The 19,531-nt window shown below is 44.5% G+C and carries 18 protein-coding genes and 1 pseudogene; 9 read left to right on the top strand and 10 right to left on the bottom strand.

Annotated features, from left to right (window positions below):
* Positions 1-140 precede the first annotated feature (140 nt).
* The gene (locus RH949_RS08250) at positions 141-284 is read left to right on the top strand and encodes a hypothetical protein (RefSeq protein ID WP_446352513.1); all 144 of its coding nucleotides are present in this window, start codon (positions 141-143) and stop codon (positions 282-284) included.
* Between the two features lie 230 nt (positions 285-514).
* On the opposite strand, the gene RH949_RS08245 is transcribed toward RH949_RS08250, so the two are convergent.
* From RH949_RS08245 to RH949_RS08225, 5 genes are all read right to left on the bottom strand, one after another.
* Entirely contained in the window at positions 515-1,831 is a 1,317-nt protein-coding gene (locus tag RH949_RS08245) for an aminopeptidase P N-terminal domain-containing protein (RefSeq protein WP_446352515.1), read from the bottom strand.
* A gap of 274 nt (positions 1,832-2,105) precedes the next feature.
* Positions 2,106-3,050 carry an NAD(+) kinase gene (locus RH949_RS08240; RefSeq protein WP_006104073.1) on the bottom strand — a complete coding sequence of 315 codons (945 nt, stop codon included), beginning with the start codon at positions 3,048-3,050 and terminating at the stop codon, positions 2,106-2,108.
* Positions 3,051-3,431: 381 nt separating this feature from the next.
* Positions 3,432-3,941, bottom strand: coding sequence for an N-acetyltransferase family protein (locus RH949_RS08235; RefSeq protein WP_446352512.1), 510 nt, complete (start codon positions 3,939-3,941; stop codon positions 3,432-3,434).
* A gap of 96 nt (positions 3,942-4,037) precedes the next feature.
* Complete coding sequence (locus RH949_RS08230) at positions 4,038-5,189, bottom strand: hypothetical protein (protein ID WP_446352511.1); 1,152 nt, start codon at positions 5,187-5,189, stop codon at positions 4,038-4,040.
* Positions 5,190-5,441: 252 nt separating this feature from the next.
* Positions 5,442-7,244: a GmrSD restriction endonuclease domain-containing protein gene (locus RH949_RS08225; RefSeq protein ID WP_446352510.1), complete on the bottom strand. Its 1,803-nt coding sequence runs from the start codon at positions 7,242-7,244 to the stop codon at positions 5,442-5,444.
* A 300-nt stretch (positions 7,245-7,544) separates the two neighbouring features.
* Here RH949_RS08225 and RH949_RS08220 point away from each other — a divergent pair, with 300 nt between their 5' ends.
* Entirely contained in the window at positions 7,545-7,862 is a 318-nt protein-coding gene (locus RH949_RS08220; protein ID WP_446352509.1) for a DUF3082 domain-containing protein, read from the top strand.
* A gap of 100 nt (positions 7,863-7,962) precedes the next feature.
* Here the strand turns inward: RH949_RS08220 and RH949_RS08215 are convergent, their stop codons facing one another.
* The gene (locus RH949_RS08215) at positions 7,963-8,940 is read right to left on the bottom strand and encodes a cysteine synthase A (RefSeq protein WP_446352508.1); all 978 of its coding nucleotides are present in this window, start codon (positions 8,938-8,940) and stop codon (positions 7,963-7,965) included.
* A gap of 281 nt (positions 8,941-9,221) precedes the next feature.
* Positions 9,222-9,860, bottom strand: coding sequence for a peroxiredoxin (locus RH949_RS08210; RefSeq protein ID WP_446352507.1), 639 nt, complete (start codon positions 9,858-9,860; stop codon positions 9,222-9,224).
* A gap of 718 nt (positions 9,861-10,578) precedes the next feature.
* Between RH949_RS08210 and psbU the strand changes: the two genes are divergently transcribed.
* From psbU to RH949_RS08195, 3 genes are all read left to right on the top strand, one after another.
* Positions 10,579-11,034: a photosystem II complex extrinsic protein PsbU gene (psbU, locus tag RH949_RS08205; RefSeq protein WP_446352506.1), complete on the top strand. Its 456-nt coding sequence runs from the start codon at positions 10,579-10,581 to the stop codon at positions 11,032-11,034.
* 541 nt (positions 11,035-11,575) lie between these two features.
* A complete protein-coding gene (gene nadB / locus RH949_RS08200) occupies positions 11,576-13,252 on the top strand; it encodes an L-aspartate oxidase (RefSeq protein WP_446352505.1) in 1,677 nt (558 codons plus the stop codon).
* Between the two features lie 277 nt (positions 13,253-13,529).
* Positions 13,530-14,396 carry an NAD(P)-dependent oxidoreductase gene (locus RH949_RS08195; protein WP_446352504.1) on the top strand — a complete coding sequence of 289 codons (867 nt, stop codon included), beginning with the start codon at positions 13,530-13,532 and terminating at the stop codon, positions 14,394-14,396.
* Positions 14,397-15,090: 694 nt separating this feature from the next.
* Here RH949_RS08195 and RH949_RS08190 read toward each other — a convergent pair.
* Entirely contained in the window at positions 15,091-15,951 is an 861-nt protein-coding gene (locus RH949_RS08190; RefSeq protein WP_446352503.1) for a hypothetical protein, read from the bottom strand.
* Between the two features lie 281 nt (positions 15,952-16,232).
* Between RH949_RS08190 and psb34 the strand changes: the two genes are divergently transcribed.
* From psb34 to RH949_RS08170, 4 genes are all read left to right on the top strand, one after another.
* Positions 16,233-16,403, top strand: coding sequence for a photosystem II assembly protein Psb34 (gene psb34, locus RH949_RS08185; RefSeq protein ID WP_446352502.1), 171 nt, complete (start codon positions 16,233-16,235; stop codon positions 16,401-16,403).
* Positions 16,404-16,904: 501 nt separating this feature from the next.
* On the top strand, positions 16,905-17,096 hold the full coding sequence (locus tag RH949_RS08180; RefSeq protein WP_446352516.1) for a hypothetical protein: 192 nt from the start codon (positions 16,905-16,907) through the stop codon (positions 17,094-17,096).
* Positions 17,038-17,277 (top strand): SMEK domain-containing protein, encoded by a 240-nt coding sequence (locus RH949_RS08175; protein ID WP_446352514.1) that lies wholly within the window; start codon positions 17,038-17,040, stop codon positions 17,275-17,277. The genes RH949_RS08180 and RH949_RS08175 overlap by 59 nt, the downstream gene beginning before the upstream one ends.
* Positions 17,168-18,472 (top strand): AAA family ATPase, encoded by a 1,305-nt coding sequence (locus tag RH949_RS08170; RefSeq protein WP_446352501.1) that lies wholly within the window; start codon positions 17,168-17,170, stop codon positions 18,470-18,472. Before RH949_RS08175 ends, RH949_RS08170 begins: the two co-directional genes overlap by 110 nt.
* Before the next feature lie 182 nt (positions 18,473-18,654).
* Here RH949_RS08170 and RH949_RS08165 read toward each other — a convergent pair whose 3' ends face one another.
* Both RH949_RS08165 and RH949_RS08160 read right to left on the bottom strand, forming a co-directional pair.
* Complete coding sequence (locus tag RH949_RS08165) at positions 18,655-18,918, bottom strand: hypothetical protein (RefSeq protein ID WP_446352500.1); 264 nt, start codon at positions 18,916-18,918, stop codon at positions 18,655-18,657.
* Between the two features lie 162 nt (positions 18,919-19,080).
* Positions 19,081-19,531 (bottom strand): annotated as a pseudogene (locus tag RH949_RS08160) (transposase); the annotation flags it as partial.

Below are 19,531 nucleotides of genomic sequence, written 5' to 3'. Positions count from 1 at the left end.
GCATTTAAATTGGGTATTAGTAGCGAGCAAGATGCTTGATGTAGCGAGCAAGATGCAAAGCCTGCGGCATGGCTTCGCTTAACGCACTACGGCAAGGATTGCGCCATTATTGATATTAAGGTTTAAATGCCGAACAGCTTATGAAAACCAAGCCCTTTAGCGAGTTACGAAAGCGAATGACACCTGAGCGGAGGGCAAAAAACGAAGCTCGCGCTCAACTCATGCTTTCTGTATTCCATAAACCTAAAGTAGAGACGCGCCATGGCGCGTCTCTACTTAAATGATGTGTCCTAACCGCTATGGCGGTTGCTATAAGTCTTTGAACCCGTTTTAACGGGTTTAAGCTTTTAGCCCGAACTTTAGTTCAGGGCTACTTTAGTTCAGGGCTACTTTGGAATTAATTGCTTTGATTTTAGAAAAGGGCGGGTTTTGCCACAAAAGTTATCGGTTACACCGCGATCAAAGTCCCTACACCCGCCCCTACACTCCGGATTTTGGTCAAATTATTACCCTTCTAGCTTTCCATCTCCTCTACCAATTTGGGCACCCCAGCCGTTAACACCTCATTCCCCGACTCGGTAACCAAAACATCATCCTCAATTCTGACACCAATCCCGCGCCAACGTTCAGGAATCTCAGGTTGACCTTCTACTGGTTTAATATCTAAGCCAATATACAATCCCGGTTCCACCGTCACCACTTGACCCGGTTCAAAGGTTTGCCAGGATTCTTCCCCATTCTTATATACCCCAGAATCATGAACATCTAATCCTAACCAATGTCCAGTCCGATGCATATAGAAGGGCTTATATTTCTCCTCCTTAATAATTTCCTCGATATCTCCCGCCAGTAATCCCAAATCCATTAATCCTTCCACCAATACGCGCACGGCGGTATCGTGAAATAGATTATAGGGTTTTCCCGGTTGCACCTGTGCGATCGCGTCTTGCTGCGCCTTCAATACCAACTCATAAATAATCCGTTGATCTCCGCTAAATTTACCCCCAATCGGAAACGTGCGGGTAATATCGGCATTGTAATACTGATAAGCACAGCCCGCATCAATCAACAACAAATCCCCAGTTTCCATCTGGCGGGTATTTTCCACATAATGCAGAATACAACTATTCACCCCCGACGCCACAATCGACGGATAGGCTGGACCCAACGCCCCCCGTTGACGAAACATATATTCGATTTCCGCCTGAATTTGGTACTCATAACATCCCGGTTGGGCAAATTTGCGGGCGTGATTATGGGCGTCTACGGAAATCGCCACAGCTTGACGCATCATCTCCAACTCGGTTGGACTCTTCACCAAGCGCATCTTCTGGAGCAGCGGATTCGTGGACTCAATCGCCATCGGACCCGTTCCCCGCTTAGGGTACGTCCGCATCAACCTTTGCCAATGGGTGAGAACGGTTTGATTAAAATGGCGATCGCGCCCTAACTGATAATAAATCCGATCTGCCTTCTCTAAATACTGGGGTAACTTCTCCTCTAGTTCCGTAATCGGATACGCCTCATCCGCGCCATAGCGTTCTTTCGCCCCCTCAACCCCCGTCCGATACCCTGTCCAAACTTCCTTCTCTGGATCTTTGGGTTGGACAAACAGAACAAAGCGATGTTCAGCATGGTGCGGCGCTAACACCGCCACGGCTTCAGCTTCATTAAACCCCGTCAGATAAAAGAAATCACTATCCTGACGAAAATTATATTCCACATCATTATGCATCACCGCAACCGGGGCGCTGCGGAAGATAGCCGTCCCCTGACCAATCTGACTCATCAACTGTTCGCGGCGTTGGCGATACTCGGCTTGTGAAATCATCATTATGCAATGCTCGCTTTTGGGTAGACAATTAACCCCAGAACTGATATGTATGGTTAGGGTTTTATTATTCTTACTTTAGTCAATTCCGGCAATGCAAGAGAGAACCGTAGGAATGTTTAGTCACATTTGGGTGAAGAGGAAACGATAGTAGTAAAACCCGCCCCTACATCCAACTGAAACAGTATAATTTAGGGGTTAAAGTCATGAAACCCGTTCCCTGTTCCCTATTCCCTCCCCTCACCACAATCCTTATTCAGCCAACCTCCATCAATCAATGTCGGTGATTATTACTGTAATGAAATCTCGCCCCCGCCCACTGGAGTTTTTCCCGTAAGGTTTTGTAGTAGGAACTATTTTCGCGGAGAACAATAAACTTAGCATAGCAATCTGCCTTACGCACATCCACCCGTTGTCCGGGCCAAATTGGGGTTGCCATCACCCCATCCATCCACAGCTTGGTGTTGAGTTCATAATCGCCGAGGGGCCAAATGCTGACAACAGAACCCGCAGGTAAGACTAAGGGACGACTGGATAGACTTAAGGGACAAATCGGTGTCACCCCGATCGCTTCCATGCCATCATGGAGAATTGGACCATTGGCAGATAAGGTATAGCAGGTGGAACCGGTTGGTGTGGAGACAATCAATCCATCCCCTTGATACTGATCAACCACTTCCCCGTCAATTTCCATTTCCAGAATCGAGGTAATCATGCGATCGGCTGAAGCGGGTTTGATGCACATTTCATTCAGCGCCAAATAGCGATCGCTGATCGGTTCGAGATTAGTACGTGTGGCAAAGCTATCCTGGCGGGAATCCCCTTCAAACAAAAAGGCTTCGATCATCATGCGTCGCTGCACAGCATAGCGATCTTCGATAATCCGATCCCATATCCGTTCGGTGTCTTTGAACGCTTCAAAGGGTTCGGTCAGAAATCCCAGATGTCCGCCAATATTAATCGCCAAAATCGGGATACCTGCGGGGGCGAGGTGTCGTGCGGCGGCTAAGGCTGCGCCATCTCCTCCCAGCACCACCGCCAGATCGATGTTTTGCATCACGGATGCCAAAAACACAGGATAGGGATTATCCTTGGCACTACTTGGTCCAATCAGGACATGACAACCGCGTTGTTCCAATTGCCGAGCGCATTTTTCCGCCCAAGCTTGACCTTGGGAGTCTCTGGCTTTGTGGGCGATAATCACTTGTTTTAGCTGCACGGTGACCTCGTTACTGACGTTTGAGAGATGTCCTCAATGAGAAGGCGATCGCACTCCGGCTATCGGTCTCAATTATCGATCCTTGTCGTCTGCTGATCAGAACCGGGGAATCGAAATAACTTTAATTAGCGTAGCGCAGCCAAAGGAGTACAGCGCGGTGGAAATAAAGCTAATTTACTATTTTTTAGGCGTCTTGCCCTGACTCCCAAATGTCAAAAATGTAACCTTAGATACTGAATATTTCCCAGAATAACGTTAGGTGTCCGTCCTCATCAGGCGTCTTTAATTCATTTTAAGATGGACATCAATCAACATAAAATGGCGGATGGAATTTTAAGAACAGAATGGGCATAAAACCATTTTTATTTTCACTAAAATAGTCTAGTAAATATGATTTGTAGGGGAAATAAAAGTTTTAGTCAGGGTCAACGAATTTCCCCCTTGACCAATAACTTCAAACCCAAAGCGGCGATACAATCGCAAGGCGGGATTATCGGGGGATACACTTAGAGAAACGGCAGAGTAGCACGGTTGCGCTGTTTCAACTAACTGGGTAAGGAGTTGAGAGCCAATACCATGACCGCGATAGTCCGGCAAAACAGCGATGGTTAGTTCTGGTGTTTCATCGTTGACATATCCAAATCCTTTATTGCTACTCTTAAATAGTCGTAACCACGCCGCACCCACAGGCATTTGACTGTCCTTAAGCATGGCGATAAAACCGATATCATCCGGTTGTCCCCAATCTTTAACATACTTAGCCAATTCCGGCTGATAAATCACCTCTCGTGGTAAAGGTGTAGCGTCGGGTGGAACATAGAGTGCCAGATATAGCATGTCCCACAAAAAAGGTTCATCAGTTACCTCTACTGGGCGGATAACAGATCTCATCGCCAGAGTTGTTTTTTACGACTACACTAATTATCTTATTGCCAAAGGCGTCTGGGATTAGGTGGCTAGAACGTTTCCGGTGTCGTCTAACATTCATTAGCCAGAGGACTCTCCAAACCGTTCTAACAATTGCTCACCCGAAAGGGTAGTCAACAGGGAAGTTAACTCCTGAGGAGGTAGCTGTAACATCGGCGCGATCGCACTCGATAATTCCTGATCCAGTTCGCCAAATCGCACTCGGAGGAAGTTTTCTACTATTTCTCGCCTTCCTTCGGATAAGGTATCTTCTTGCCAAGGCGCATTTCCAAACCAAACCAACAGTTCCTCACGAGAAAGGTTAAACAACAGACGAGTCAACTCTGGAGGGGGTAACTGTAACATTGGCGCGATCGCACCCGATAATTCCTGATCCAGTTTGCCAAATCGCACTCTGAGAAAGTTTTCCGCCATCTGCCGTTGTCCTTCAAGCCTGCCTTCCTGTATGCCTTCTTGTATACCTTCAAGCCGACCTACTTGTATACCTTCAAACCGACCTTGTTGTAAGGTTTCTTCCTGCCATTTCAAATAAGCTGGTGATAAGTTCATAAGCAACTCCCTGTCCTGTTCACTTAAATTTTCGCTATCGTTGACAGTGATACGCCAGTTCGCCAGAATCTCCAGAATAGTCTGCCGAAATGGGTTCTGTTGTGGTAAGGCGACCAACTCATCGATCGCCCGCCTCTGAGTTCCCCTTTTTCCCAGAACCCTTAACCAAAGTGTATCTTCAGTAACTGGGAGTTGGTTAATCGCGATCAATGCACTCTTTTGGAACTCCGGCAGAAAATACACTCCTTCCCCCCAGTTTTCTGACTCATTTAGTCTTGCACCAAATCCGTTCAACAACCTTGTCGAACAAGAGGGCGAGAGAATCCATAAATTGGGCCAATCCGCTTCTCGAAAAGAAGTTCCTTCTCGTCTGGCTTTACGCCGCATTTCGCTACGGACTGAATTCAACTTACTCTGACAGTCGAGTACCTCTGATGGACTCGGTGCATTGCGGAAAGGTTCCAACAGACAAGCCGTTGCTGCCATGCGACCCAGTAAACCTAAGTTTTCCGGTGCTGTCGATGGCGATGGCGTTGGCACAAACCAAACATCGACTTGGCGGATTTCGGGGGATATTTCGCGACTGGTTTCCACGCTTCCCAGAGGTGCTAATAATTCCTCTAGGTATTGTTTGGCAAATTGATCGTGAGGCTTTCGCGTCATTCGATTTTAGAGGTTAGATTTGGGATTAGGGTCTATTTTCGCCTAACTTTGTCCCACTTCTTGACTACTTTCCCGACTCAGACTTCTCAACGACTATCCAAACCGTTCTAATAATTATTCACGGGAAAGACTAAACAATTGATACACCAGTCCGCCAAAATTTCCCGACCTCAGAGGAGATGAAGTCAACGGAGATGAAGTCAACCATACCATACTGACTCATCAAAAATTGGGAAGTAGCCGTGGTATCTTTTAAGTCTGAGCAAAGCGATTAAAAAGATATTTATATTGTGGAAATTCAATCTCTTCAACATTTGCACCAATACGCTGGTAGTACTTTTCGTTGTATGCCGTAGGATCTTTGCCTGCCTTCAGGCTAAACAATACTACATCTTTTCCATCATAATTAACCAGCTTAATATTTCTGCCAATATTGTCTTTTACATGCTTTTCAATGGGCTGGGATTGGACTTTTTGCACTAACCATCGGAAGAATTTATCAACACTGCCTTGGAGTCTAGCGGCTTCATGTTCTATTCCTACTATTTTAAAGCCTTTATACTCTCTCCATTGGATACCGTATATACTTTTCACTCTCTTCGCATCATTATCGTTATCTGCTACGCCAACACAAACATGACCAGTAGCATTAGGTGAATAATTTGCCATAGCTGTGAGAGTTTTTATTATTTTATCAAAATTCTCTTGATCAAACTCTCCTCTTCCATCTAGCTTTGTGAAACCCTGTTTGAAATCATACAACGTCTGCTCAGTCTTAGATTGAACCAATAATGTTTCAAACTCCGTTAACCAATTATCAATAGCTGGATCTATCCGCTCTCTTGGTTTAAAGCAATCTCGAATAATACCTTTGACAGCTCTTATATTAGTAGTTTTGTTTGCTGAACTCCAATTACCGCCTCTAGTAATTTGTATATTCTGACCAATATTCGTCAAACAATCTATGAGTCCTCTATAGTCAGCAATCTCCATTTTCTCAACAAACATCAATTCATAAAAGCTTAGAAATACAACTTGAAAGTATCGAGGTACTGATTGAAGCTTTTGTTCGGATATTAATTCACTGAATTTTTGACCTGATTCGTCTAATACTATGCGAACTTCATTATACACTTTAACAAACTTTTCTCTAATAATAGCTGGATTTTCTATCCGAAGTGCAGTCTCTATTTCCTCTCTCTTAGAACCTTTGCTTAATCCATAGTATTCATCCAAAACTTCGGAGCTACTTTTTGGGGTTTCGCCTAATGCAATGTATGCAACAATATCAGCCACAATCTCTTCATCTTTTGATTCCCTAATCATTTCTTTCCTGAGAACATTATTTTTTACCCAAAAAATGTCATCTACTTTTATTCCATATTCTATTTCACGATTAGTAATACTTATAATTTTCATATTATTCAGAAGAAGAATATCTGAATCAGATGTATCAGTTCTGATTTCACTCGATATTCTCCTTACTAAGTCAGGAAAATCAGCCGTTGCTCCAGCAGCTCTTAACTCTTGTCTAGATAAATGTTTGCCATTTGAGTTAATTCGCCTAAAAACTTCATCAACTTTTTCATTGTCATCAAATGAGTAAACTGATATAGGTAGTGTGTAACTTGCTATTATCTCGCATGAATTTCTTCCAAGAATAGGCTTCTTTTGTTTTAAAAACCCTTTATCTAGGCGGGATTTTGATTCCACCATCGTTTGTAGATCGAAGTATTTTTCCTTAACTTCAAACTCGCCTTCAATAAAAGATGTAATCGCATTCAATCTTTGCATTCCATCTATAATTTCAAATACAGGCGCTTTTTCTCGCTCAGCTCCAGCTAACAAAATTATTGGCACTGGAAAACCTTGTAGTATTGAATCTATAAATGCCCTTTTTTCCTCTATAGTCCAAACCAGCTTTCTTTGGTATCTTCTGTTTACATAGAAAAGATTGTTTATATAAAAATTATAAATTCTTTGAATGCTTTCACTTCTAATAGAAAGTTCTCTTTGAACAGAAGAAGCTGGAATGTTAGATGGTGATTTAGACATGACTCTTAGAGTTGTGCTTTGTCTATACTGGACTATTGTACCACTATGCACCAGCCCAACAAGTTCTATAGTTTGGGTATCGTCTGAGGCAATTTAGCGTAACAGGTACGGAAGAGCCGCAGATATTTATGACAAAGTTGAATTTGACTCAGCCTCAGAACGCAACGGTTAAGGCATCGCTTGATGTAACTACAGTTAACGGTGATGTAGAGACGTAGCATGCTACGTCTCTACACGGTAATAGGGTGTCCGCCAAATCACTCATAATAAGTAAAGGATGAAACCATAGACATCAGATTCATGACCACTAATCCCGATAACCAACCCACGACTACCGAACAAACGCCGCCGACTCCCTTAAACTGCTTGGCTTCAGCCTTGATATCCGGTTCTCTGGCGATCGCGGGATACTGGCTGACAACCGCTATTGCACAATCCTTAGCGAATAAGCCTCTACCCTCTGGGAATGTGACGGCGATTAATATTGCGATCGCGGTTCGTACTTTAGTTGTGGGAATCAGTACTCTCGCCACGGCTGTCTTTAGTCTCGTGGCTGTTGGCTTGGTGGCTTTAGCCATCCAATTGACAGTGCAACGCTTCACCCAAGGGACAAAATGATTGCTTACAGATCAACTCCTGTCTAGAGGTTGACAAATTCAAATAAATATGTATTGTAGAGACGCGCCATGGCGCGTCTACAGATGTGATGATGATGCCACTAACGTTCAGGTAACAGCCCCTTTTGCGCCAACCACTCCCGATTATAAAGCCGCGATTGATAACGCGAACCGCTATCACAAAGCACCGTCACAATTGTATGTCCAGGTCCCATTTCTTTGGCTAAGGCGACGGCTGCACCGACATTAATTCCTACAGAACCGCCCATGAATAAACCATCTTTTTCCAGCAGTTGGTAAATCACCCGCACCGCTTCTTTGTCATCAATTTGAATCGCATCATCAATGGGAACGCCTTGCATATTAGCAGTAATTCGGCTGTTACCAATCCCTTCAGTAATAGAAGTTCCCTCTGTGTTAATTTCGCCCGTCTTCACGTAACTGTACAACCCACTCCCCATCGGGTCAGCCACAATGGATTTAATCTGGGGATTTTTTTCTTTCAGGAACATGGAAACCCCAGCAAATGTTCCCCCTGTCCCTGTAGCCGCCACCCAAGCATCCACTTTACCATCGGTTTGTCCCCAAATTTCGGGTCCCGTGGTTTCGTAATGTGCCTGTCGATTCGCTAAATTATCAAACTGATTTGCCCAAATTGCATTCTCCATCTCTTCGGCAGTTCGTCCCGATAGCTTAACGTAATTATTTGGGTTTTTATACGGTACAGCCGGAACCGGACGCACTTCGGCACCTAGCGTTCTTAATGCATCCATTTTCTCTTGGGATTGAGTTTCGGGAATGATAATTAGGCACTTATATCCCTTCGCGTTGCAAATATGCGCTAAACCAATACCCGTATTACCAGCCGTTCCCTCAACAACTGTACCACCAGGCTTGAGTAACCCTTTGTCTTCAGCATCTTGAATAATATAGAGGGCGGCGCGGTCTTTGACAGAACCGCCAGGATTAAGAAACTCAGCTTTTCCCAGGATTTCACAGCCTGTCTCTTCGCTGAAGCTATTTAATCGAATTAGAGGGGTATTCCCTACTGTGCCGACAAAGCCTTCTTTAATATCCATTTGCTTTACAAGGTTGCTGCTTTATTGTCCTTTTTCTGTACCTCCCCTGTTCCCTGAGAAGGGCGGGTTTAGTCAAGTTATGAGTTTGTGCCAAAACTTTATCGGTAAAACCCGCCCCTACAGGAGGAACTCCCCCTGCTTCCAGACGTAGCCTGCTACGTCTCTACACCGCTCCCCCTGCTTCCCCTGCTCCCCCTGCTTCCCCTGCTCCCCCCGCTCCCCCTACTTCCCCTACTTTTTAACTATGGAGTGAGGGCTGCGCCACGCCATTACCTTAACCCTTACTTGTTGGGTTGAGGGGTCATCCGCAGGTAAGGCTTGACTTCGGTGTAACCTTTGGGGAATTTTTCTTTTAAGACTTCTGGGTCTTTCAGAGAGGGGACAATTACACAGTCATCTCCTTCTTTCCAATTCACGGGAGTGGCGACTTGATGGTGATCCGTAAGCTGTAGGGAGTCAATCACCCGCAAGATTTCATCAAAGTTGCGACCGGTGCTAGGAGGATAGGTGATGGTCAGGCGCAGTTTTTTCTGGGGGTCAATGACAAAGACGGTGCGTACCGTCACACTAGCATTGGCATTGGGATGAATCATGTCATACAGATCCGACACCTTTTTATCCGCATCTGCCAAAACCGGGTAGTTGACGGTCGTATTCTGGGTTTCGTTGATGTCTTGAATCCAACCCTGATGAGACTCCGCATCGTCAACACTCAAGGCGATGACTTTAGCATTGCGCTTATCGAATTCGGGTTTGAGCTTGGCAACCTCGCCTAACTCTGTGGTGCAAACGGGTGTATAGTCAGCTGGGTGGGAGAATAACACGACCCAGCTATCCCCTGCCCAGTCATAGAAGTTGATTTCGCCTTCACTAGAGGATTGCGTGAAGTTGGGAACAGTGTCGCCTAATCGCAGAGCCATAGCTAATTTCCTGATTCTTTCGTCAACAGAGACAATTTTTAATCTTCCCACAAAACCCCGGTTTTCCGGTAGACTTTTAGAACTATTTAGCATTTTTCATGATTTTGGGCGGATAAGCGCCTAAACTCTTGAGGTAGGGATAGATAAGGTCAACGACCCGTCGCTAAAAGCGAGGGCTCCTTATAGCCCAAGTTGACCAGCCTAAGTGCTACGCGCACTACGTTAACGGCAAGTGTTAAAAATCCTACCTTGGGATGCGTGCCAGTTCCAAGCTCTAGAACCGAGTGGTTAAACAGGTCTAAAGGGTTAAGAAGCGTGCTGCTTGGAAAGTACCGACCGTTAACATTGGCGAGGCAAACTTTACCCCGAAAGGGAGTTGGGGCAACCATACCCCAAGGGGGGAGCAACCATACTCCCCCACCAATTTTGTCCAAGGAAAGTAGTACATCCTGCCCTGCTTTCCTCCCGTCGCTAAAAGCGAGGGTCTCCAGCAGGTTTTTTAAGATGAGAGGATAGAAAACAAATACAGATTTTAAGTAGGGCGAGTTCCGTCCGATGTTAAGCCTGTGGACTGGTTGAGTGCCGACACCGCCAGAGTGAAACAGGAAGCAATCCGGATGATGTCTAAGAAGATCCAATATTGTCTAGCTTTGTCCAAGTGTTGTAGAACGGCAGTTCTCTCTTGGTCTTCAATGTGTTTGAGTAAGGAGGAGAGTTAATGAAACGATTGGTTCGTGTGTTAGTGGTATGGGGACTGTTAGTGGGCTGCTTAGGATGGTTGGGTTTCTCCCAAAGCGCGATCGCAGCACCAATGTCCTGGACTCCGGGCGTGTCTTTGAGTAACGCGCTCCCGAATGGGTCACCGATGTTACTGGCTGAGACGACTCTACGGAATCCAGCCGATGCCAAGCTGGAAACAGAGTATGGTCAAAAGCTGGATTTGAACAATACTCATATCCGAGCGTTTCGCAAGTATCGGGGCATGTTCCCGACATTAGCATCATTGATCATCCAGAATGCTCCCTACGACGATGTAGAGGAAGTGCTGGATATTCCCGGATTGACTGATCGGCAAAAGCAGGTGCTAAAAGACAATCTGGATGCATTCACTGTGACCGATACAGCGGACGTTTACAACGAAGGTGACGACCGCTACAATCCCGGCGTCTACTAAACTCGGATAATCCAGGAAATTCCTAGTTCAACCCACTCCTGTTGGGGGGTGGGTTATTTTTTACACAAGGATCAAGGCAGATGACAGAGGGTAGAGGGATGAAAACCTGTGTAGAGACGTTGCATTTTAGTCTCTACATTGCCCTTGGGGAGGTGAAGATTCCCATGTCTCCTCAAATATTTGACTATATTTGGACTAACTGTCAGGAACCTCAGCCTAAAGCCATGAGGCTTGAAAGAGCAATCTGACAAGCCATTCTGACCAGCCTAAGTCTTAACTGACTACGTTTTTTGAGTCACGACACCCTGGAATGCGAAGCTAGTTCCTTGCTCTGTCGCTGAAGGTTAAACAGTTCTAAGGTCACTGGGACAGTGCTTTCAGCCTAACAAGCTCTTGAAACATTGGCGAAGCTAACTTTACTCGAAAGAGTCGGGGCAACCATACCCCAACGGAGGGGCAACCATACCCCTCCACCCCGCGAGGGGATTCAATTCAATGTAAAGCCGTCCTAAAAGGACGGGGTTTCAAACCCATTTTCCTGATGATTTCTGTTCCTGACAATTCTCAATCGCCACTCCATCAGCCAACCCAGTTTGATGTCATCGTTGTAGGTGCTGGCGCGGCTGGACTTTATGCCGCCCTATGTCTACCCGATCGCTTAAATGTTGCACTGATAACCAAAGATACTCTATCCATCGGTGCCAGTGACTGGGCGCAGGGCGGTATTGCGGCGGCTATTGCCCCCGGAGATTCCCCAGTGTTGCATGTTGAGGATACACTTCGGGCAGGGGCGGGGCTTTGTGACGCTGATGCTGTGGAGTTTCTGGCTCAACAAGCACCGGATCGCATTCGCTCGTTAGTGGAGATGGGGGTGACGTTTGATCGACGGGGGGAGCAGTTAGCGTTAACCTTAGAGGCGGCTCATTCTCGTCCCCGGGTTCTCCATGCGGCGGATACCACAGGGCGGGCGGTAGTGAGTACGCTTACTGCCTTAGTCTTGCGCCAAGCTCATATTACGGTGCTTCAGCAGGCATTTGCTTTATCTGTCTGGCTGAATCCTGACACGGGTGATTGTCAAGGTGTCCAACTCATGTATCAGGGTCAAATCAGTTGGATACGGGCGGGTGCGGTTGTCCTGGCTACAGGAGGCGGCGGTCAAGTTTTTGCCCAGACAACGAATCCCGATGTCAGTACCGGAGATGGAGTCGCGATCGCATGGCGGGCGGGTGCGATTCTCAGAGACTTGGAATTTGTCCAATTTCATCCCACGGCTTTAACCAAACCGGGAGCGCCTCATTTTCTGATCAGCGAAGCGGTGCGGGGAGAAGGGGCGCATCTGGTGGATGATCAGGGACACCGTTTTGCCTTTGAGTATCATCCTGATGGCGAACTTGCGCCTAGAGATGTGGTGAGTCGAGCGATTTTTAGTCATTTACAGAAAACTAAACCTGATCCAGCCACCAGTCATGTCTATTTAGATTTGCGCCCCATTCCCGATGATCGCATTCGCCACCGATTTCCGAATATTATCCAAGTTTGTCAGCAATGGGGGGTTGATGTATTTCGGGATATGATTCCTGTCACCCCCGCCGCCCATTATTGGATGGGGGGAATTGCTACAGATTTAATGACCTCTACCTCTATTCCTAATTTATATGCCGTGGGTGAAACGGCGAGTACGGGTGTTCATGGTGCGAATCGCCTAGCCAGTAATTCGCTATTGGAATGTATTGTATTTGGCGCTCAGTTGGGAGAATTAACACCCGATCAATCGGTCTTGAATCAGGACTCAGCTTCTATTTCTCCCTTAACCTTATCCGATGAAGCTACGAAAACAGATAAAATGCTGGCGATACAAGATGAGTTAAAACGTTTAGTCTGGCAAAGTGCTGGGATTTGTCGATCTGCACAAAAGTTAGAACGTGCGATCGCGCAGGTGGAAGTCTGGCAGTCCGAATTGGCTGCGTTGCCTTTAAGCCAACAGTTACGGAATTTAACGCCACAGAAGACAGTTCAACTTGATGTTCCAAATGCTGATTACCTGGTGCGAACTTGGGGAGAAACCTCTAACTTATTAGATATAGCTTACTTAATTTTGAAAAGCGCTTTGTTTCGGACAGAAAGTCGTGGCGGACATTACCGCTTAGATTATCCTCAACCTGATCCGAATTGGCAAATGCATACACTTGTGCAAGAGGAGCGTTGGTGGAAAGGGTAATTGTTTTATGCCTTATGTTATTCGTCTTATGTCTTAAATCTAAACGGCAAGAGGGCGGGTTTTGTTGATAAGTTTTCGGTATATTCGTCAATTAAATGGCTAAACCCGCCCCTACAATACGATATGATTTTTACCTTCTACCCTCCTACCCTCCTACCCTTCGATCTGTCTTATGTTCAGAAAAAAAGAAATCCCTCAACAGATAGGTGTCAGAGTCAAGCAGTGGGTGCAAGATTGCAAGGGAGTGTTTTGATGTAGTCAACCCCAAAACAAATACATGGTTAAGGTAGGATTTCTCGGTACAGGATTAATGGGACAACCCATGGCGCAACGGTTACTGGATGCGGAAATACCAGTCGTGGCGTACAATCGCACCTCATCTAAGCTAGAACCTCTAAAGGATTCAGGAGCCGAAACGACTGATTCGGCGGCGGATGCGATCGCGGCTGTCGATTGCGTTATTTTAATGTTGGCGGATGCTGATGCAATTCGACAGGTGGCACTATCTGATAGTTGCCAAGAAGCATTAAAAGGACGCACCGTGATTCAAATGGGAACCATTTCCCCCAGACAAAGCCAAGATATTCAAAATCAAATCGTAGCCGTCGGGGGTGAGTATCTAGAAGCGCCTGTATTAGGGAGTATTCCGCAAGTCAAAGATGGCAAGCTGCAAGTCATGGTAGGGGCGTCTGAAGATCAGTTTCAAAAATGGCAAGAGTTACTCAAAAATTTTGGAGAACCCCTATTAATGGGTCCCGTGGGAACCGCCGCCGCCACAAAGTTAGCCTTAAATCAATTAATTGCCTCGTTAACCGCCGGATTTGCCCTTAGTTTGGGATTTGTAAAGCGTCAGGGGGTGGATGTAGACAAGTTTATGGAACTGCTGCGAGACAGTGCGCTGTATGCACCGACGTTTGATAAGAAGTTAAATCGGATGCAAGACAGTAATTTTGCTGATCCCAATTTCCCTCTGAAACATTTACTTAAAGATATTAATTTATTCCTTAGTGAGGCAAAAGCCGAAGGGTTAGAAGCGAGTAGTTTGGCGGGTGTGCGCCAGGTTGTCGAAAAGGCGAAAAACGCTGGGTTAGCGGATGAAGATTATTCTTCCTTATATTCGGGAATTAACCAGACATTGGGTTGAATAGTTACAGATTTTTTGAGCCAGCGCTATTGGTGATAAGCTGTTCGGCATTTAAACCTTAATGTCAATAATGACGAAATCCTTGTAGTGCGTTTAGCGAAGCCATGCCGCAGGCTTTGCATCTTGCTCGCTACTAATACCCAATTTAAATGCATGACAGCTTAACCTTTATTCAAAACCCGCCCTGACCGATATCTAGGGGCGAGTTTTACTACTATCGTTTCTTTTTAATCCAGATGTTACTAAATTTCCCCCAACCGATGGTTTCACTATGATCATTCCACCCAACTGTGAACTAAGCCGCCCCTATTTCTCTTATCTCCCCTACCCAAGCAATTTTGGGATTTCTGGGGAAACGTTCAAGTTGGGGAGTTGATTATTGCCGTTGTGCGTTTGACCGGATTTTGGCGAAACCCAATGAAGGGTATGATTGCGAATGTGCCGTTGTAATTGATGCGAGTAGCCAGGAAATCTATTCATAATCCACCCCCAAGAAATCTTCATCAATCTTACTCCCTTTATCGGGGTGAAAGGGTTAACTTTTGGCAAGGTATTCGTAAAGTTTGAGTTAATCTTTACTCCCTGACTAGATGAAAAACCACTTAAACCCTTGATAGATAAGGGTTTGCATAAATTTCCGACGCAGGTAACTTTGGAACACCTGTCAAGTAAGATGCTCCCATAAGGAAATCTCTCAAAAATAGCGTTCCGTTCCGGGAATATGACCAAAGATTCGTTTTGAATAGTATTGAAGTTCTGTATTATCGATGAGTTTTTGGTATTGTGGCTGATCAGCGAAGACTTTCCATCGGTTAAGAATATCCATTTCAGCCGCTTTCCCCCGAAATATAAGTCCGTCGAAAGAACTCCCACCACCTTGACCTTTTACCTCATTAAAACCTGCATCAGAAAATTTGATATTAAGTTGCTTGGCTAATTGCTGGCGATAGTCCACATCGATAAACCACTGATTATAATTAACCACAATTTTATGATTTTTCAAAAACTGCGTTTCTCCCAATAATTCTTGAGCGTATGATATCCACAGTTCAACTAATGTTCTATCAGGACATTTTACTTTCATATATCCCTTTTTAAATCGGCTTGCCAGCATATTGAATGGATCTCTTAAGATAATTACGTCGTATTTGATTGCACTTTCACCCAAGTACAGTTCACTTTTTCTCTCAAACTCATTGTCAGTGATTTGCTCAAGCGCATGGTCTTCATAGCTATAGATTAAACAGTCTTTTTTTGTGAAATTACCTTTAGCTTCCTGCTTTAATTTTTCTTTGGGATAATGTTCATACAAGAAACGGTATGGATTTCTTTTGACTGGAATCTTATTCAAATGCCAGACTTCACCGTGGTGTTGTTTTCTGATCCAGTTGATAATGGCATGATTTCCACTCCGTTTTAAGCCAACTACTCTAATTTCCTTTTGATTAACTATTGCTGACGGACTCACGTTGTTGGATAAGTGTCTCATGGCATCTTCGACACGGTAACCCATATTTCGTTTCAGGCGGCGAAGCCTGTTCAGTGTGTTGTCCATCTTTACTGTAGAACGGTAAATCTAACTGTGGCTGATCCATCTTAACAGACGCAAAGTTCAGTCTTTTGATGAATGGCAATGGAGAAGTTCTAGGGGAAAACTGTCTGTGATGGAGTTAAGTCGGTATTATTACCTAAGCATATACTACAGGTTTATTTGATAAGCTCATCTTATAAAAAGCAGAACAAGATCATATAGCATATCTATTGCCTTTCTGTAAAGACATTCGTTAAAGTTATAGACAACAGAGAGAACAAACAAAACAGAGGAGAAAGATTCAGATGTACACCACAATCAACCAAGATGGACAACTGAACAACTACGCGATCGAAGCCCCTGTATATTATGCTGAATATCCCAATAGTGAGCAACAGCGTCGCTATGCTTTTCAAGGGGCGTGCGCTATTCTATTCGTCAATGTATTACTTCTGACAGCACTAGCTGTAAGCTAACATTCACACCTCATCCACCTGTCGTTAACCCAAGATGATTGTATCCCAAAATTATTACGGGTAGCGCCAGCAAATAACGTTTTTAAAGTCCTCCTAACCCTTGGAATTTGGGATAACAAAAAGCCTTGCTTCGGCAGGACTAGAAGAGAGCCTCAGTTGCAAAATCCACGACTATTACAGTCGTGGATTTTTACTGTTTATTTCAAAAGAATAGTTAAATGGGTTTCAGTTGGACTGATAAGCAATAGCTTCAGGCATTGATTTTTCAGATATTGAGTCATTGGTCATGGATAGCATACTGTTGTTGTTTGATGTCATTGATTTAAGGCTGGTGGGCAATGCCCACCAAATAAATTATTACTCAATAAAACCTAACTCTTTGTTTACGTCTCATTTGCCTCTTCACGCGAACTCAGCTCTGTGTTCTCCAATCCCGATTCCTCATCCGTAACATATTGATCCACCACAGATTCAAATTTTTCCCTGGCTGGAGCGACGCTTGTGATTCATAAAGATGCTTTCACCTTAGGCTTAAATATCAAGTCGGAGGACTATGTGTTAAAACTAGAGGAATATCGCCTGCCCAATCGAGTTTATGGAACTGTTGCGATCGCAAAACCGAATCAATACATTAATGTCTCGCTTTGTCACTCAGGTCAAGGGGGCTACAGCGATGACACGAACAGATATTAATAAGGGAGCGGAAACGTTACTAATTCCTCTATTCTCGGCAGTCTATGGTTATACCCATCTCCAAAATCTGAATGAGACAGAAGGGAGTAACTATCCAGGAATCGATTTGGGAGATGAGACAGCAAGAGTGGCGTTTCAAATCACCTCAACATCCAAGACTGACAGAATGGGAGGTTGTTGATAAAGTTGAGCAAACGATCAGCGAATACACCCAGTTATTTGTGGGGCGTGAGGAAGAACGCCATAAATTAGCCATATTTTTGCAAGAAAACTCCAGCGGTTTATTCCTGGTAACAGCTCCCGCAGGTTTTGGTAAAACGGCACTGCTGGCTAACTGGGTCAAAGAATGGCGGAACAAAGATTGTGATATTGCTTACCATTTTTTCAATGAGAGAACTCGTTCTGTCGAAAGTGCTTATCGGAATCTAATCCAACAACTTGATACTGATAAAGATTTTGCTTATAATCTATCATCTAACAATAAAGATGACTTACGCACAATACTCTATAACCGCATAAGATCAGGGAGACAAACAGAAAAGCCTTTGATTATTGTAATCGATGGTTTAGATGAAGCAGGAGAAACGTTTCTTCCTCCTTTTCCCAATCCTTTACCAGAAAATGTATTTGTAATCGCTTCAGCGAGAGCAGAGGAAAAACAAGAGCAAAAATACTTGGAAGGCTGGACGGATAACGGCGAATCGTTACATCTTGATCGTTTGTCTAAGAGTGCGATCGCGCAATGGTTACGAGAAGCAGGTAATGGTGAATTAGCAGGATTTGCAGACGATACAAGCTTAGTTGATCAACTCGATAAAATCATTCAAGGCTTTCCACTTTACCTGAACTGTCTGATTGATGAATTACTTCATCATGCGCCAAAGCAGAGACAGGATGTGCAGGAATTGTTGGCACATACACCTAAAACTTTTGAGGCGTATGTCCAGCAACAGATAAAACGCTTAGATGAACTCGACTTACCAGAGGAACGGTGGCAGTTTTTTGCACTATTGGCAGTAGCGAAAGGCGCACTAACTAAAGAGGATATTAAAGCCGTGACAAAAATGCGCGATCGCCAATTACGGCAGATGCATTTATGTTGGCAGGTAACGCGCTGGATGAGAATTACAACAGACAATGTTTATGCTTTTGCCCACCCATTACTGGCAACAACGTTTGCTGAAATGTTAAGGGAAGATGAGGATGTTAAGGATGCTTTACAGACTTTGATTGACTATTGTAGCCATTGGCAAGAACATCAAAGTCATTACGCCTTGCGGTATTATCCAGAACATTTACGGGAGGAAAAACGGTGGGAAGAATTGTATGCGATCGCACTTACAATATTGAAACTGCCTATCAAATGTGCGGATTAATAGCGCGACTATATCCCGAACAAGCAGAATCAGTGGCAAAAGTCGTTACAAATTTAAATTAATTTGATTATGATAATTGAGCGCGATGCCCCAGCAAAGAGTTAATACTGATATTATTTAGTCCGCGCAGGCGGACTTTGTTTGTGTAGCCGTGACTTCCAGTCGCCTCGGCAAAAACGGGATTACTCTGTGTTCTGTAATTCCAACCCCTCCTCAGTAACAAATTGATTTACCACAGATTCAAATGCCGCTAAGGATTGAGTTGTCACCGCCTGAACCAGAAGAGTCTCTAGCACATCAAGAGCCTCGATTTTCCCAATTAATTTCCTCAATTTCTGCGGAATATATTCAAAGCGAACTTCAAGAATACGAATAATAGAGCCTTGTCTTCCTTGTTGTAACCCCTTCCTGATTCCGATTCGTTCAACACTACTAATGTAAGGCATTTTCCTCTTCTTTTGTAAGGTTTGTATGTCTTTATACAATTGTTATTTTTTACTTTCAGGTAGGGCAATAAACAAATCGATTAATCGAAATAATTGAACGAGATCCTCCCGCCCATACCCGCGATCGCACAAATTCTTGCTCAATAAAACCTAACTTTTTGTTTACGTCTCATTCACCTCTTCACCCGCACTCGGCTCTGTGTTCTCCAATTCCAATCCCGCCTCTGTAATCAATTGATTCGCCACAGATTCAAATGCCTCTAAGGATTGAGTTGTCACCGCCTGAACCAGAAGAGTACCTAGCACCTCAAGAGCTTCGATTTTTCCAATTAATTCCCTCAATTCCTGCGGAATATATTCAAACCGAAGTTCAAGAATACGGACAATATCTTCTTGTCGTCCTTGTTGTAAGCCTTTCTCCAATCCCTGCTCCAAGCCCTTCCTGATTCCGATTCGTTCAACGCTGGTAATGTAAGGCATTTTTCTCTCCTCTTCTAACGTTTGTATCTCTTGCCACAATCGCTCCTCTTCTCTCTTTGGTAGAGCAATAAACCAATCGATTAATCGAAATAATTGAACGATATCCTCTCGCCCATACCCCCGCTCATATAAA

Source organism: Coleofasciculus sp. A1-SPW-01, assembly GCF_040217205.1.
GTDB classification, from domain to species: domain Bacteria; phylum Cyanobacteriota; class Cyanobacteriia; order Cyanobacteriales; family Coleofasciculaceae; genus Coleofasciculus; species Coleofasciculus chthonoplastes_A.
Note: the sequence above shows the minus strand (reverse complement) of the source record. Positions and strands in the feature narration are given on the sequence as shown.